The following is a 12,407-nucleotide window of genomic DNA, read 5'->3' as shown; positions in this document are numbered from 1 at the left end:
CATGGAAAAATTTAAATCAGCCAATCAATCTAAAATATCCATCACCGAATTAATGTTACCATCCCATTCCAATTTTGGGGGCAAGGTACATGGTGGCCATATATTAAATTTAATGGACCAAATAGCGTTTGCCTGTGCCTCCAAACACTCCAGAAGCTATTGTGTTACGGCTTCTGTTAACAAAGTGGATTTCTTGAACCCCATAGAAGTGGGTGAACTCATCACCTTAAAGGCATCGGTAAATTACACTGGGCGTACCTCAATGGTCATTGGGGTACGGGTAGAATCTGAAAACGTTACCACCGGAAAAAAGAAACATTGTAACTCCTCTTACTTCACCATGGTGGCCAAGGATGCTGACGGACGCAGTACCCCGGTTCCTGGACTTATTATTGAAGACGAACAGGGTGTACGCAGGTTTGCCAGAAGTATACAAAGAAAAAAACAAGCCTTATCCAGAACCTCTAGATTTGAATCGTCCCAGTTTCAAATGAAGGACCACTTACAGGAACTGAATAAGGAAAATGTTAAAGTGAATATAGGGTCTATTGGCTAAGCTCGGATGCTGCTTCCTCATCCATGAACCAGATTAGATCATTGGATGTTGGCGCTACCAAAGAGGCTGGGTATTTTTCATATCCCTCTTCCTTGTTAAGTATTAGCCTTACTTTTTCTGATTTGGCGGCTCCTGTTACCAAGAAAGCTACCGTTTTCGCATGGTTTATCACCTTTCCGGTAATCGTAATTCTACGTTGCCCGGAATCGGGGTGAATGGCCACTTCACAGTTGTTCTCGGAATGCCATAGGTTTATTTCATGTGGAAAAATAGAGGCCGTATGCCCGTCATCACCCATGCCCAATATCACCAAATCAAATTGTGGTAAACCTTCAACTATGGGAAGTTCCTGCTCCAATACTTTGCCGTAGCGTTCTGCCTCCAATTCTGGTATGTCCTCTCCTAACACCCTATGGATATTATCCTTTGGAATATCAATTTTTGACAACAAATGCTCCAAGGTCATTTTATAATTGCTTTCTGCATCTGAAGGAGGTACACAACGTTCATCGCCCCAATACAAATGAACGGTAGACCAATCCAAGTCTTTACAATGAACCGCCATATAGTCAAAAACCACCTTGGGCGTACTTCCACCGGACAAGGCAATATGGGTTGTTTTATTCTTTGTGATCAATTCCTCCAAATAAGCCGAAAAGCCATGGGCCACTTCTGTTTTGGTCGAAAATTTTTGCAATTCCATTTATTATACGTTTTGTTTATATCAAATATGCTACTTAAATATTATCCCTTTTTAGCCTTTATACTCCAAATCTACATGACACCCCCTCAATTGTAAAAATAGATTGGGTTAGTATTAATAACACTATAGCTTATAAGGCCTAAGAACAGCTCCTTAAGGTCACTAAGGCTTAGGAAATAACACAGAATCCTGGGTCATCAGCTAGGTTCTCACCTGGATTCCTCCATGTTAGGTCCCCTTCCAGCAGGTTATCAGAATTGGTTGGGCCCCACACACCTGAGGAATAACCATAAATATTCACATCTGTTCCATTCTCCCAATAGTCCAAAATAGGGTCTACAAATTCCCATGCTGCCTCCACTTCATCGGCTCGGGCATAAAGGGTTGGATCGCCTTGCATGGCATCCAATAGCAATCGCTCATAGGCATCCATAACATTATTATCTGCCAAATTGGAATAGTAAAAGTCCAAATTTGTACGTTCCACTTTGAATCCTTGGCCAGGCACCTTTACCCCAAATTTAATAAGAATCCCTTCATCTGGCTGTATACGGATAATCAACTGGTTATCCTTGTTGCCCATATCGGCATTTTTAAACACCTGGTGGTGTGGGGATTTAAAGTGAATAACAACCTCGGTTACCTTAGTAGGCATCCTTTTGGCGGTACGCACATAGAAGGGTACATCTTTCCATCTCCAGTTATCCACAAAAAATTTAATGGCCGCATAGGTTTCTGTTTTAGAATTAGGGTTTACACCTTCTTCTTCCCTATACCCCTTCACTTTTTTACCATCGATCTCTGCAGACAAATACTGTCCCCTAACGGTATTCTTGTACAAAGTCTCCTCATCGCGCATAATTCGGAGCGACTTTAAAGCTTTCACTTTTTCATTTCTAATTTCCAAGGCACTGGCATCTATGGGTGGTTCCATTACAATTAGTGACACTATTTGTAACAAATGGTTTTGGAACATATCACGCAAGGCACCGGATTTATCGTAATATCCACCTCTTTTTTCCACCCCAACCGTTTCGGCATTGGTGATTTCTATATGGTGGATATAGTTTCTATTCCAAAGAGGCTCAAAAATACTGTTGGAAAAACGGGTCACCAATAAATTCTGAACCGTCTCCTTGCCCAAATAATGGTCAATTCTATATATCTGTGATTCCTTGAAATGCTTCTGAAGACCAATATTTAGTTCTTTGGCCGTTTCCAAGCTATACCCAAAAGGCTTCTCTACAATTATCCTTTTCCAGCCTTCGGACTCATTGTTAAGTCCCTGTTCCGATAAGTTCTTGGCAATTACCTCATATAGACTAGGTGGAGTGGAGAGATAGAAAATATAGTTCTCTCCTATTCGGTACTTAGTGTTTAAATCGGATATTCTAGTGGCCAACTTACTGTATTCCAAGGTGTAGTCCTCGCCCAGGTCTTCATAAAAAAACTTATCAGAAAAGGCTTCTATAAACGAAGCCGACTCATCCTTAACCTTATTGGCCAGGTAGGAACTTTCCAAAACTACTTTTCTTCTAAATTCACCATCGGTCAAGTTACTTCTACTAACCCCCAAAACCACAAAATTGTCAGGTAATTGATTTGCTTTGTACAAATTATATAGGGCCGGGACCAATTTCCTCGCAGTTAAATCTCCTGAGGCCCCGAAAATAACAAGCATTTGATTTGCTGTTTTGTTCATATTAAATTTATTGGAAGTTTTGTTCAATTTGTTGGGATTTTAAAACAATAGCTTCAAAAACCCTTAAATTGATTATTTTTGGTTTTTTATTTTCCCGTGCGAAGATAAAACTAATTTACCTTATTCATTTATAAACTCAGACACTTAACAAAAGCTTATTGCTTTTGTTAGGAATTTAAAGCAAAAACATGGAAAACACATACGATTTTGGATTGATCGGCCTAGGTGTAATGGGACGTAATTTTATTTTAAACGTGGCCGACAACAATTTTTCGGCCATGGGGTACGATTTGGACCAAGAAAAAGTGAACGCCCTGATAGAAGAAGGCAAGGATACAAAAAGAGTAAATGCCACCTCCGATATCCAACAATTTGTAAATTCCTTATCACAGCCTAGAAAAATCATGCTTTTGGTTCCTGCTGGAAAAATCGTGGATTCGGTAATAGAAAGTCTATTGCCCCATTTGGACAAAAATGATCTTATTATAGACGGCGGTAATTCGTTCTTTACCGATACGGACCGCAGGGAAGCCTATCTACAGGAAAAAGGAATACACTTTTTTGGATCTGGTGTTTCCGGTGGCGCAAAGGGAGCAAGACGTGGCCCAAGCATCATGCCAGGAGGAAACAAGGACGCATACAAGGAAGTACAGCCCATATTTGAAGCCGTTTCGGCTAAATTCAAGGGAGAGCCATGCGTAGCCTACTTGGGACCTAAGTCTGCAGGAAACTACGTAAAAATGGTCCATAACGGCATTGAGTACGGTCTTATGCAACTTACATCTGAAATATATGACCTACTCAAAAAGGCAGGAAAATACAGCAATGACGAATTACACGCCATATTTGACAGTTGGAACAAAGGCCGACTTCAATCCTTTCTTGTAGAGATATCGGCTGAGATTTTTAAGCAGGATGATGATAAGGGCGATGGTAGATTGGTAGACAAAATTTTGGACAAGGCCAAACAGAAGGGTACGGGAAAATGGACCTCTCAAAATGCTATGGATCTTGGCATTCCTATTCCAAGTATCGATATTGCGGTTAGCATGAGGGAAATTTCAGCATTAAAGGAAGAACGTGTTAAGGCCGACAAACTATACAATCGTCCTGAACCAGCTCATATAGAGAAAGAGGAATTGGCAAAATGGGCCGAGGAGGCACTATATTTTTCCTTTATTGCCACCTACGCACAAGGATTGGCTCAATTGGCAGACGCCTCCAAAGAATACGGCTACGAATTGGATCTGTCCGTAATTGCAAAAATTTGGAGGGCTGGATGTATAATCCGTGCAGGTTTATTGGAGGATATCTCTAAAGCTTTTAGCAACGATAAGAACCTTCCCAACCTCCTATTGTCTGCTGAATTTGTACCAAAAGTACAAGCCACTGTAGGGGCGGCAAGAAGCTTGGTCTCATATAGTGCCAAGAATGGCATTCCCCTACCAGGGCTTTCCAATTCACTGACCTATTTTGATGCTTATACCTCAGGTAGACTACCTTTGAACCTAATCCAAGCCCAACGGGACCATTTTGGGTCGCACACCTATGAAAGGACCGATATGGAAGGTATATTCCATACGGAATGGGAGTAGTTTCCAGATCAATAATTTTTTAAATCAGCTTATTTGGGCTATATTTAGGGAAACCTAAAAATAGCCCAAATAGTTTAAGATGAGCGGATCTATTCAGGATATGAACAATAGAGTGAATCAAAATCGCTCCTTACAACCTTCCAATCGCAGCCGATTTAAGGATCATCTTCGCCAGAACATTTATACAGACACCCAGGCCCCTACCACAAAACTCAGCTTTAAAAAAGTATCTGAAATTGAGCTCAACAAGATTAATAGGAAGATTAGATTAAAGGCCCTAAAAGATAAAAATAGAAATACAATATATTTCATTGCCATTGTATTGGTGTTGCTCATAACCGGCTTATTTCTTTTTAAGCCCTAGGCATAAGTATTATAACCCCAAAAGGGCATTTTACCTAAAAAACAATCCGGATAAATATATAATCCATTTTTTACTTTAAATTTATCCCGTAAAATGGAGACCTATGAATCCTTCTGCCTCTGGCTGGATAGATAAGTTTGGGCATCTGGTAAAGGACAACAATAACATTTTTGAATCCTTTGACCAACTGTACACCCTGTTGAAAGGTACGGGATTTGTATATGGAATAAACTTAAAAATACCTCCGTTCATTATTAAGGATGTTCCTTTGTCCGAGGACGAAAAGGCAAAGATCAACTTAATAACTGCCTTGTATTTCACGTATAAACTAAAGCACAGCGAATCCAGTTTTGAGGAGTTTCTAGATCTTATCCTTTCCTTTTATGAAGATCTAGGTCTCAATAAAATTTCTTTTTTCGATAAATTCCTAAGTAGTAAAAAGACCTCATCCAAACTTGAAAGTCTTTTAGACTCCCGGATCTACCTAGAGGACAATGTTATAAGCAAGACCTTTAATAGCATTATTACCAATTCCCTATTGTTCGTAGATGTTCTTAGTTTTAAGGCCTATCTTGAAGGGGAACCGGCTATTAAAGAGAAGGCAGAAAACTTAGAGCGCATTACCATTAACATCACCTACCACACCCTCAATTCAAAAGAGAAGAACAAGAAGGACGAAAAACTCGCTCAACTTTTTGCCTCATCACTCACCTATATTGAAAGTGGGATCCAAAACTTTGATGGCTCCTATAGAAACGAATTATTAGATCGGTACACAGTCTATGAAAATAAGTATTTTTTAGATGTGGCATGTCTTACGGTCTGGGAAGACCAATCTTTGGATTACACCGAATCCGAGTTTATTTTTGGCATTGGAAAGGACCTAGGATTTAAACCTGGCACCATAACCAAATCCCTTCAACAGGTAACGGATTTTTTTGCACAAAACGCAGAAAAAATACCTCATCTTAAGGACCAAAACATGGCATTGCAGTTCTACGACAGCATGTCTAAAATAGTGAATAAATTAATTCTACGTAACAGTAAACGATTACAAAAAGAACTATCCGAAAGTAAGGAATTGGTTAGTTTATTATCTAAATCCACCGTTAAGGATTTAAGCCAAGAAGAGAAGAAAAAAGTTCAAAATCACCTACTGGATATATTTAAAAGCATCCCTTCCCTGGCTATATTTATTCTTCCTGGAGGAGCCATTTTACTCCCGATTTTCATTAAATTAATTCCAAAGTTACTACCTTCATCATTTGATGACAACAGAGTGGACAAATAGCCAAAACCTAGGCAAAACCACTACTATAAGAAAAACCTATAATAGATATTTTTTAAACATAAATATAACTAAATCAGACTTTTAAGTATAACTACTCCAACCATAACTTGAAGTCTTTCACTCTTTCCCTACTTACTATAACTTCTTGCCCATTAAATTTACTCAGCTTAATTTTTAATCGGGAATTGGTGTAGGAAACAATATCCTTTATGTGGTTTATGTTTATGTAAAACTTTCTGCTAACGCGGAAAAAAGATTTGGGATGCAATTCTGATTCCAAATTCTCCAAGGTCTGATCCATCAAGTAATTTCTACCATCAACCGTGGCTGCATAGGTCCCCTTGTTCTCACTATAAAAACACTCTATTTCATCTGCGTTTATAATTTTTAGATGCTGCCCTACTCTAACTGTAAACCTACTTTTATATTCCCTTTCCAACGGATTTACAAGCAGTCTTTTTATATCTTCAAAATCGAGTGCTATTTTTTGTTTTTTAGGACGAAAAGAATGGTATTTGTTCACGGCTATTTCCAACTCCTCATCATCGATAGGCTTCAGCAAATAATCAATACTATTCAGTTTAAATGCCTGCAATGCATATTCATCATAGGCCGTTGTAAAAATTATGGAACTTTGAATATCTACCGACTCAAAAATTTCAAAAGAGAGTCCGTCCGAAAGCTGTATATCCAAAAATATTAAATCGGGATGCGGGTTATTGCAAAACCATTCAATAGACTCCTCTACAGAGTATAGCATAGTGGACACCTCAACTTCCAACTGAGCCAATAAACGCCCCAATCTTCTTGCGGCCGGTTTTTCATCTTCAATTATAATTGCATTCATGTATACTGCTATTAAATCCCAATTATCGGTTAATTAATTTGTAGGTTGTCTATTATTCTTTCATGTATTTTTTAATTTGCCTTTCTTCCCATTCCCTAAAGAACCTCGGTTTCAATTTCAGGAAGTATAGGCCCGTAACTGCCAATACTATTCCCCAAAGGATAGGAATAAATATCAGGTTCCATTCCACCCAATTTAAAAAGCCCTGATCTACCACTCCCTTTGATTTTAAAAAATTCAAGATAGCACCCTTAAAAGCAAAAAGTAAAATATTCATCAATAAATATATTACAAGATGGGCATAAAAATTCTTAATGTTGTCTACACGCTTTTTGGCGCGGACATAATTCTCATAATCCTTTGGCTCGGTATCCATTATTTGTATTTTTCAATTTCCTTCTTTTCACTTTCCATATATTTTCTAATTTGCCTTTGCTCCCAATCCTTGTTAAATATTGGATTTATAGAAAACACCTTTAATGCGTGAAATACCACTCCGATTCCCCAAAAAATCCAAACTGCAAAAGTGCCGAAATCCCATATGGCCTCACCTAGACTTTCACCATTATTGGTATTTCTTACAATTTTTAATAGGGTTATCAAAGTATTCACGGCTATATAAATGCTCAGATGCACATAGAACCCTTTTAATTCCTGCACCCTCTTTTTTGCCTGCTTCAATTTTTCGTCCCGTTTATTTGGTTCTAGCTCCATTTGTTGTGTATTTCATCATCCTGCATAAACTCCTTTATCTTTCTCTCTTCCCAGTTCCTGCCAAAGAAAGCATTTACCCCAAAGACCTTTACAGCATGAAAGACCAAACCTATTCCCCAACCAAATGCCGCCCAAAGAAACCATGCATATTGCCATTGGTTCACCCAATAATTAAGGGCTGCCAGAAAACCTATAAAAACAACATAGGATGCCAGGCTCAAATAGAATTTTTTAATAGCCTCCACCCTCGCCTTGGCCCTGTAATACTTATTTTCCTTGTCTAAATTTTCCATAATTCTACTTTTTATTTCAAATTTCGATAGATCTCCATTCCTCTTCAAAAAGATTAATATGAATTGTTGAATTTAAGGGATGGACCGTATCTCTAAAAATTTTCATCGTCCATATATTCTTGGATTTTTCTTTCCTCCCAGCTTCTTCCCAGTATAGGATTATAGCCAAAAACCTCCATTCCATGGACTGCAACACCAAATCCCCAGCCTACGGCCGGAAAAATCGCCCAAGGAAAATTTGAAGTGCTGTAATTTAACCATCCCAAAACCGGGATTACCAAACAATAGGCCAGCAGGTTTCCATAAAAACCCTTAATAGCCTCTACCTTTTCTTTCGCTTTCCGGTATCTTTTATCCTGCATAAATGATTCATGGGTTTCTATGCCATGCTGCTTTTGGGTTAGTACAGGGAGCCTGACCGTAAACTGGGAAGAAGATTTCTCTATCTGCACCTCCCTTGTTGAAAGAATAGAGTAGCGTTGTTGTATGTTCCTAAGCCCTACCCCACTACTTTTTCTTACGACTTGTTTTTCCTGTAGGTTATTTGTTACGCATAGCATCCCATTTTCTTCGTAAACCCTAATTTTCAATGGCCTGTTCTGGGTTACTATATTGTGCTTTACTGCATTTTCCAAAAGGAGTTGCAAGGACAATGGAATAATCCTGGCCTCTGGGTTGCCAGTTTTTTCTGGAATATCAAAAACAATACTACCCTCAAATCGCATAATAAGCAATCTTACATAAGTCTTGGCGAATGCCAATTCTTCATCTACAGACACCAAGTCCTTGTTTTTTTGTTCCAGTACATAACGGTAGACTTTGGAAAGGGAGGTAGTAAATTTTTGTGCTTTCTCTGGAGCTTCTTCTATTAAACTGGTTAGCACGTTTAAACTGTTGAACAAAAAGTGTGGATCCAACTGATTTTTTAAGGCATCAAATTTAGCGGAGGCGGTTCCCGCAATGATCTTCTGCTCCTTTACCTTGCTCTCTTGACGGAATTTAAAATACCAAGCCACATAAAAAATAAGCGAAATAAAAATAGCCAACAACAAGGAAACCTTATAATATTCCAATCTTTCCCCAAGCAAAAACTCGGAAATGGATATTTCTTTAATCCCAACGCTTACAATAGATCGGGAGACGAATATGCCTGCTACAGATAAAACAATATTCCCTATTATCCCCAATAGCAATCGTTTTATTTGATAAAATTGGTGCTTGTATTTCACCAATAGGAATTCTATCCAATATGCATTCACCATATACAGTATTACAGTGAAGATCATATTTACATAAAACTCTTCCCATGCCCGTGCATAGCTAAATCCCTGGTCAAATTTTCCCATAAAAAAGAAAATCGCCATAAACACAAAATAAATCATGCCCCCTATAATCAGGGCCTTCCCTAGATGTTTAAAAAAACGTGTCATTCAAATCCATTTACCCACAATACTCACCTTAATTTGCCCTAAAGTTAATAAAAAGATCCACCGGCCATCTAGGCCCTATAGGCAAGCAATAGCTTAGGGCTGGAGCTTGCCTACGGTCTTCTGACCACTTCCCAAATGGATCATGACAGGAAGATGACATTAAAGCAACAGTTTCATTTACCTGTTCTGCTTTCTGGTTTACTACATGGTCATGATTGGCAGTTACCTCATTTACAACCATAGCAATAATGATCAATACAATTTTCTGCATAGCGATGTTAGTTTTTGGTATTGTTATAACAAAATTGTAGTAAGGACAACTACTTTCAAAAAAAGAAAATCCCAATTGTAGAAACTAGGGCTTGAATTGTAATGTATAAAATGATCATTAAACTGTTTAATCGTTCCTTTTGGCATAGTTCAAAAACACCACAAAAGGGTTAGAACATAAAGCGATGGGAATATGGAAATAAAAAAGAGGCCGCACCCCTACGACCTCTTTTAAAAGTTAAGAACAGATTTCAAATTGAAATATATCTTCTTGTCTTACTTATGAGTGGTAAATATCAATTTTAAATATTGTGTTTATGTGCTGTATCGCAATAAATAATGACAGTGATAAAAATATTGTTTAGGTACAGTGACTATTGTAGCAAACTTTAGGGCATAAAAAAAGAGGCCGCACCCCTACGTCCTCTTTTAAAAAGTTAAAAAATAAGTCTATGCGTTAAAAACTTATTTTTCAAGTCTTACTTATGAATTATAAAATTAACATAATTATCGATAAGTTGTATGCTTTTTTGTAAAAAATATTAACTCTTACGGTAAATCCTTCTTAAAATCATGGCTACCTTTGAGTATATACAATTAATTTTCAACTACTTATCTTCAAACGTAAATTCTGGAAGCCTAATTATTTCTCCTCCTTTTATGGCCGATTCATGTGCAAGAATTCCTACACAGGTAATATTGGCCGATTGTTTGGCATTTGGGTAAGGCGATTTATGGTTCACCAATGCATTTACAAATTCGTGTACAAGATGTGGGTGCGATCCGCCATGGCCCGCTCCTTGTGTAAAGGAAAGGTGTTGGTGACCTTCGGCATCATACACCCCCTTGGTGGTAAAATCCTGTATTTCCTTTGGCAATAACTTGGCAAAATCCGGACTTTCTATTTCTTCCGGAATTTCCGGCTCCGGTTTTTTGGCCGTGTGTACTACCAACGGCTTACCTTCTATTAGCGGCCATTCTACCGATTTCTTTGAGCCATAGACCTCAAAGCTTTCCCTATACTGTCTGGCCACATCAAAAAGGGAACGATAAACTTGTGCACTTAAATCTGAATTACGGAATTTTATATGGGTGGTTTCCACGGCAAATGGGGAGTTGTAATGAGATATAAGCTCCTCCCTAATGGTTCCCGACCCAAAACAGGAAACATATTCGGCCTCCCCCCGCGTAAGGGCCAACACTGGCCCCACACAATGGGTAGCGTAATGCATGGGAGGTAGACCCGGCCAATAATTTGGCCAACCGTCCATATCCTGCTGGTGGCTGGCTTTTAAAAACTGTACCTTGCCCAGTTCCCCATTTTCATACAATTCTTTCATATACAGGAATTCCCTGGCATATACCACGGTTTCCATCATCATATAGGTTAGTCCTGTTTCTTGGGTTAGACGTACTATTTCTTCGCATTCCTCCACAGTGGTGGCCATGGGTACGGTACAGGCCACGTGCTTTCCCGCTTTTAAGGCTTTAATAGACTGTATTCCATGATCGGGTATGGGGGTATTAATATGTACAGCATCAATTTCTGGATCCTCCAGCAATTCATCATAAGAGGTGTACCTCTTATCAATATTAAAGGTGTCTGCCAGCTCATTCAGCTTCTGTTTGTTCCGTTGTGAGATAGCCACTAAGTTGGCATGGGGATGCTTTTGGTAAATAGGTATAAACTCTGCACCAAACCCCAATCCTACAATGGCAATATTTACTTTCATTCCACTCATTTTATCTTGAATTTAATTAAATGTTTCCTTTAAAAAATGGATTCCCTTGGAAGCAAATTCATCCTGACTCTCTGCAAAATTTTTCCATATACAAACGGCTCCCGCCAATTCCTTGATTTCTGGTGTAAAACTCTCTATCACTATGGAACCCTGATATTCAATATCATTTAACCCCTCTACAAATTGGTTCCAAGGTGTTAGTCCGGTTCCAGGAATTCCCCGATGGTTTTCCGAGACCTGTACATGAATTAATTTATCGCCTACCCTTTGTATGGCCTCCCTAATGTTCTTTTCCTCAATGGCCATGTGAAACCCATCCAACAGCACCTTCGCCCTACTATGATTTACATCTTCTATAAAGCGCATAACGTCCTCTGCGGTGTTGATCATATCGGACTCAAATCGGTTTAGGGGCTCTAGTGCGATGGACAGTCCATGCTCTTGAGCCATGACACATACCTGGTGTATATTGGCTACTGCCAGGTCCCATTCTCTTTGTCGCTGATCAACAGACAACATTCGTGCTTTGCCGACAGCCGAATACATGGGACCTGCCAAAAACGTGCACCCCCACTTATTACACAAATCAAAACATTTTTTTATGTAGTCAAAGCAGTCTTGGTGTACGGAAATATCTTGGTGCGTTAGGTCTTTTGATGGTCCAAAGGCCCCACATACCACGGCCTGCAATTCATTATCTTCCAAAGCTTTTTTTACCTGGTCACTATTAATTAGGTCCGGGTCCTCCACAGGAATTTCAACTACATCAAAACCCATTTGTTTTATTTTGGGGAGCAAGTGGTAGGATTTTGTATTAAAGGGTGATTCCCAGAGCCAAGTACTTACCCCGAATAGTATGTTGTTTTTCATTTTTTGCCGGTCTTTATAGTGTATACATTA

14 protein-coding genes are annotated in these 12,407 nt (G+C 38.9%); 4 read left to right on the top strand and 10 right to left on the bottom strand.

Translation table 11 applies throughout. The features are described from left to right. Position 1: 1 nt before the first annotated feature. On the top strand, positions 2-556 hold the full coding sequence (locus EHW67_RS13105; protein ID WP_126162844.1) for an acyl-CoA thioesterase: 555 nt from the start codon (positions 2-4) through the stop codon (positions 554-556). On the opposite strand, the gene pgl is transcribed toward EHW67_RS13105, so the two are convergent. Together pgl and zwf are read right to left on the bottom strand one after the other, a co-directional pair. After that, positions 546-1,259 carry a 6-phosphogluconolactonase gene (pgl, locus tag EHW67_RS13100; protein WP_126162843.1) on the bottom strand — a complete coding sequence of 238 codons (714 nt, stop codon included), beginning with the start codon at positions 1,257-1,259 and terminating at the stop codon, positions 546-548. The genes EHW67_RS13105 and pgl overlap by 11 nt on opposite strands. 169 nt (positions 1,260-1,428) lie before the next feature. Further along, entirely contained in the window at positions 1,429-2,961 is a 1,533-nt protein-coding gene (zwf, locus tag EHW67_RS13095; RefSeq protein ID WP_126162842.1) for a glucose-6-phosphate dehydrogenase, read from the bottom strand. Positions 2,962-3,149: 188 nt separating this feature from the next. On the opposite strand from zwf, the gene gndA reads away from it, so the two are divergent. From gndA to EHW67_RS13080, 3 genes are all read left to right on the top strand, one after another. After that, positions 3,150-4,556 carry an NADP-dependent phosphogluconate dehydrogenase gene (gene gndA / locus EHW67_RS13090; RefSeq protein ID WP_126162841.1) on the top strand — a complete coding sequence of 469 codons (1,407 nt, stop codon included), beginning with the start codon at positions 3,150-3,152 and terminating at the stop codon, positions 4,554-4,556. 79 nt (positions 4,557-4,635) lie between these two features. After that, positions 4,636-4,920, top strand: coding sequence for a hypothetical protein (locus EHW67_RS13085; RefSeq protein ID WP_126162840.1), 285 nt, complete (start codon positions 4,636-4,638; stop codon positions 4,918-4,920). Between the two features lie 103 nt (positions 4,921-5,023). Continuing rightward, positions 5,024-6,211, top strand: a complete 1,188-nt coding sequence (locus EHW67_RS13080) for an LETM1-related biofilm-associated protein (protein ID WP_126162839.1) — start codon at positions 5,024-5,026, stop codon at positions 6,209-6,211. A gap of 91 nt (positions 6,212-6,302) precedes the next feature. On the opposite strand, the gene EHW67_RS13075 is transcribed toward EHW67_RS13080, so the two are convergent. The 8 genes from EHW67_RS13075 to EHW67_RS13040 form a co-directional block, all read right to left on the bottom strand. After that, a complete protein-coding gene (locus EHW67_RS13075) occupies positions 6,303-7,058 on the bottom strand; it encodes a LytR/AlgR family response regulator transcription factor (protein ID WP_126162838.1) in 756 nt (251 codons plus the stop codon). A gap of 52 nt (positions 7,059-7,110) precedes the next feature. After that, complete coding sequence (locus tag EHW67_RS13070; RefSeq protein ID WP_126162837.1) at positions 7,111-7,434, bottom strand: 2TM domain-containing protein; 324 nt, start codon at positions 7,432-7,434, stop codon at positions 7,111-7,113. Beyond that, positions 7,434-7,772, bottom strand: coding sequence for a 2TM domain-containing protein (locus tag EHW67_RS13065; RefSeq protein ID WP_126162836.1), 339 nt, complete (start codon positions 7,770-7,772; stop codon positions 7,434-7,436). The genes EHW67_RS13070 and EHW67_RS13065 overlap by 1 nt, the downstream gene beginning before the upstream one ends. Beyond that, positions 7,763-8,065 (bottom strand): 2TM domain-containing protein, encoded by a 303-nt coding sequence (locus tag EHW67_RS13060; RefSeq protein WP_126162835.1) that lies wholly within the window; start codon positions 8,063-8,065, stop codon positions 7,763-7,765. The genes EHW67_RS13065 and EHW67_RS13060 overlap by 10 nt, the downstream gene beginning before the upstream one ends. 92 nt (positions 8,066-8,157) lie before the next feature. After that, positions 8,158-9,495, bottom strand: a complete 1,338-nt coding sequence (locus EHW67_RS13055) for a 2TM domain-containing protein (RefSeq protein ID WP_126162834.1) — start codon at positions 9,493-9,495, stop codon at positions 8,158-8,160. 28 nt (positions 9,496-9,523) lie between these two features. Beyond that, positions 9,524-9,766 carry a hypothetical protein gene (locus EHW67_RS13050; protein WP_126162833.1) on the bottom strand — a complete coding sequence of 81 codons (243 nt, stop codon included), beginning with the start codon at positions 9,764-9,766 and terminating at the stop codon, positions 9,524-9,526. Positions 9,767-10,373: 607 nt separating this feature from the next. Further along, the gene (locus tag EHW67_RS13045; protein ID WP_126162832.1) at positions 10,374-11,498 is read right to left on the bottom strand and encodes a Gfo/Idh/MocA family protein; all 1,125 of its coding nucleotides are present in this window, start codon (positions 11,496-11,498) and stop codon (positions 10,374-10,376) included. 21 nt (positions 11,499-11,519) lie between these two features. Continuing rightward, a complete protein-coding gene (locus EHW67_RS13040) occupies positions 11,520-12,377 on the bottom strand; it encodes a sugar phosphate isomerase/epimerase family protein (protein WP_126162831.1) in 858 nt (285 codons plus the stop codon). Positions 12,378-12,407 lie beyond the last annotated feature (30 nt).

It is taken from the genome of Arenibacter aquaticus (assembly GCF_003957295.1).
Taxonomy (GTDB): domain Bacteria; phylum Bacteroidota; class Bacteroidia; order Flavobacteriales; family Flavobacteriaceae; genus Arenibacter; species Arenibacter aquaticus.
This window is presented reverse-complemented; position numbering and strand designations above follow the sequence as displayed.

What these genes read in the sequence shown, in the direction of transcription:
- gndA (WP_126162841.1), top strand. Translation starts at nt 3,150, where the DNA reads ATGGAAAACACATACGATTTTGGATTGATCGGCCTAGGTGTAATGGGA.
- EHW67_RS13080 (WP_126162839.1), top strand. Translation starts at nt 5,024, where the DNA reads ATGAATCCTTCTGCCTCTGGCTGGATAGATAAGTTTGGGCATCTGGTA.
- pgl (WP_126162843.1), bottom strand. Translation starts at nt 1,259, where the DNA reads ATGGAATTGCAAAAATTTTCGACCAAAACAGAAGTGGCCCATGGCTTT.
- EHW67_RS13050 (WP_126162833.1), bottom strand. Translation starts at nt 9,766, where the DNA reads ATGCAGAAAATTGTATTGATCATTATTGCTATGGTTGTAAATGAGGTA.
- EHW67_RS13070 (WP_126162837.1), bottom strand. Translation starts at nt 7,434, where the DNA reads ATGGATACCGAGCCAAAGGATTATGAGAATTATGTCCGCGCCAAAAAG.
- EHW67_RS13085 (WP_126162840.1), top strand. Translation starts at nt 4,636, where the DNA reads ATGAGCGGATCTATTCAGGATATGAACAATAGAGTGAATCAAAATCGC.
- EHW67_RS13055 (WP_126162834.1), bottom strand. Translation starts at nt 9,495, where the DNA reads ATGACACGTTTTTTTAAACATCTAGGGAAGGCCCTGATTATAGGGGGC.
- zwf (WP_126162842.1), bottom strand. Translation starts at nt 2,961, where the DNA reads ATGAACAAAACAGCAAATCAAATGCTTGTTATTTTCGGGGCCTCAGGA.
- EHW67_RS13105 (WP_126162844.1), top strand. Translation starts at nt 2, where the DNA reads ATGGAAAAATTTAAATCAGCCAATCAATCTAAAATATCCATCACCGAA.
- EHW67_RS13040 (WP_126162831.1), bottom strand. Translation starts at nt 12,377, where the DNA reads ATGAAAAACAACATACTATTCGGGGTAAGTACTTGGCTCTGGGAATCA.
- EHW67_RS13075 (WP_126162838.1), bottom strand. Translation starts at nt 7,058, where the DNA reads ATGAATGCAATTATAATTGAAGATGAAAAACCGGCCGCAAGAAGATTG.
- EHW67_RS13065 (WP_126162836.1), bottom strand. Translation starts at nt 7,772, where the DNA reads ATGGAGCTAGAACCAAATAAACGGGACGAAAAATTGAAGCAGGCAAAA.
- EHW67_RS13060 (WP_126162835.1), bottom strand. Translation starts at nt 8,065, where the DNA reads ATGGAAAATTTAGACAAGGAAAATAAGTATTACAGGGCCAAGGCGAGG.
- EHW67_RS13045 (WP_126162832.1), bottom strand. Translation starts at nt 11,498, where the DNA reads ATGAAAGTAAATATTGCCATTGTAGGATTGGGGTTTGGTGCAGAGTTT.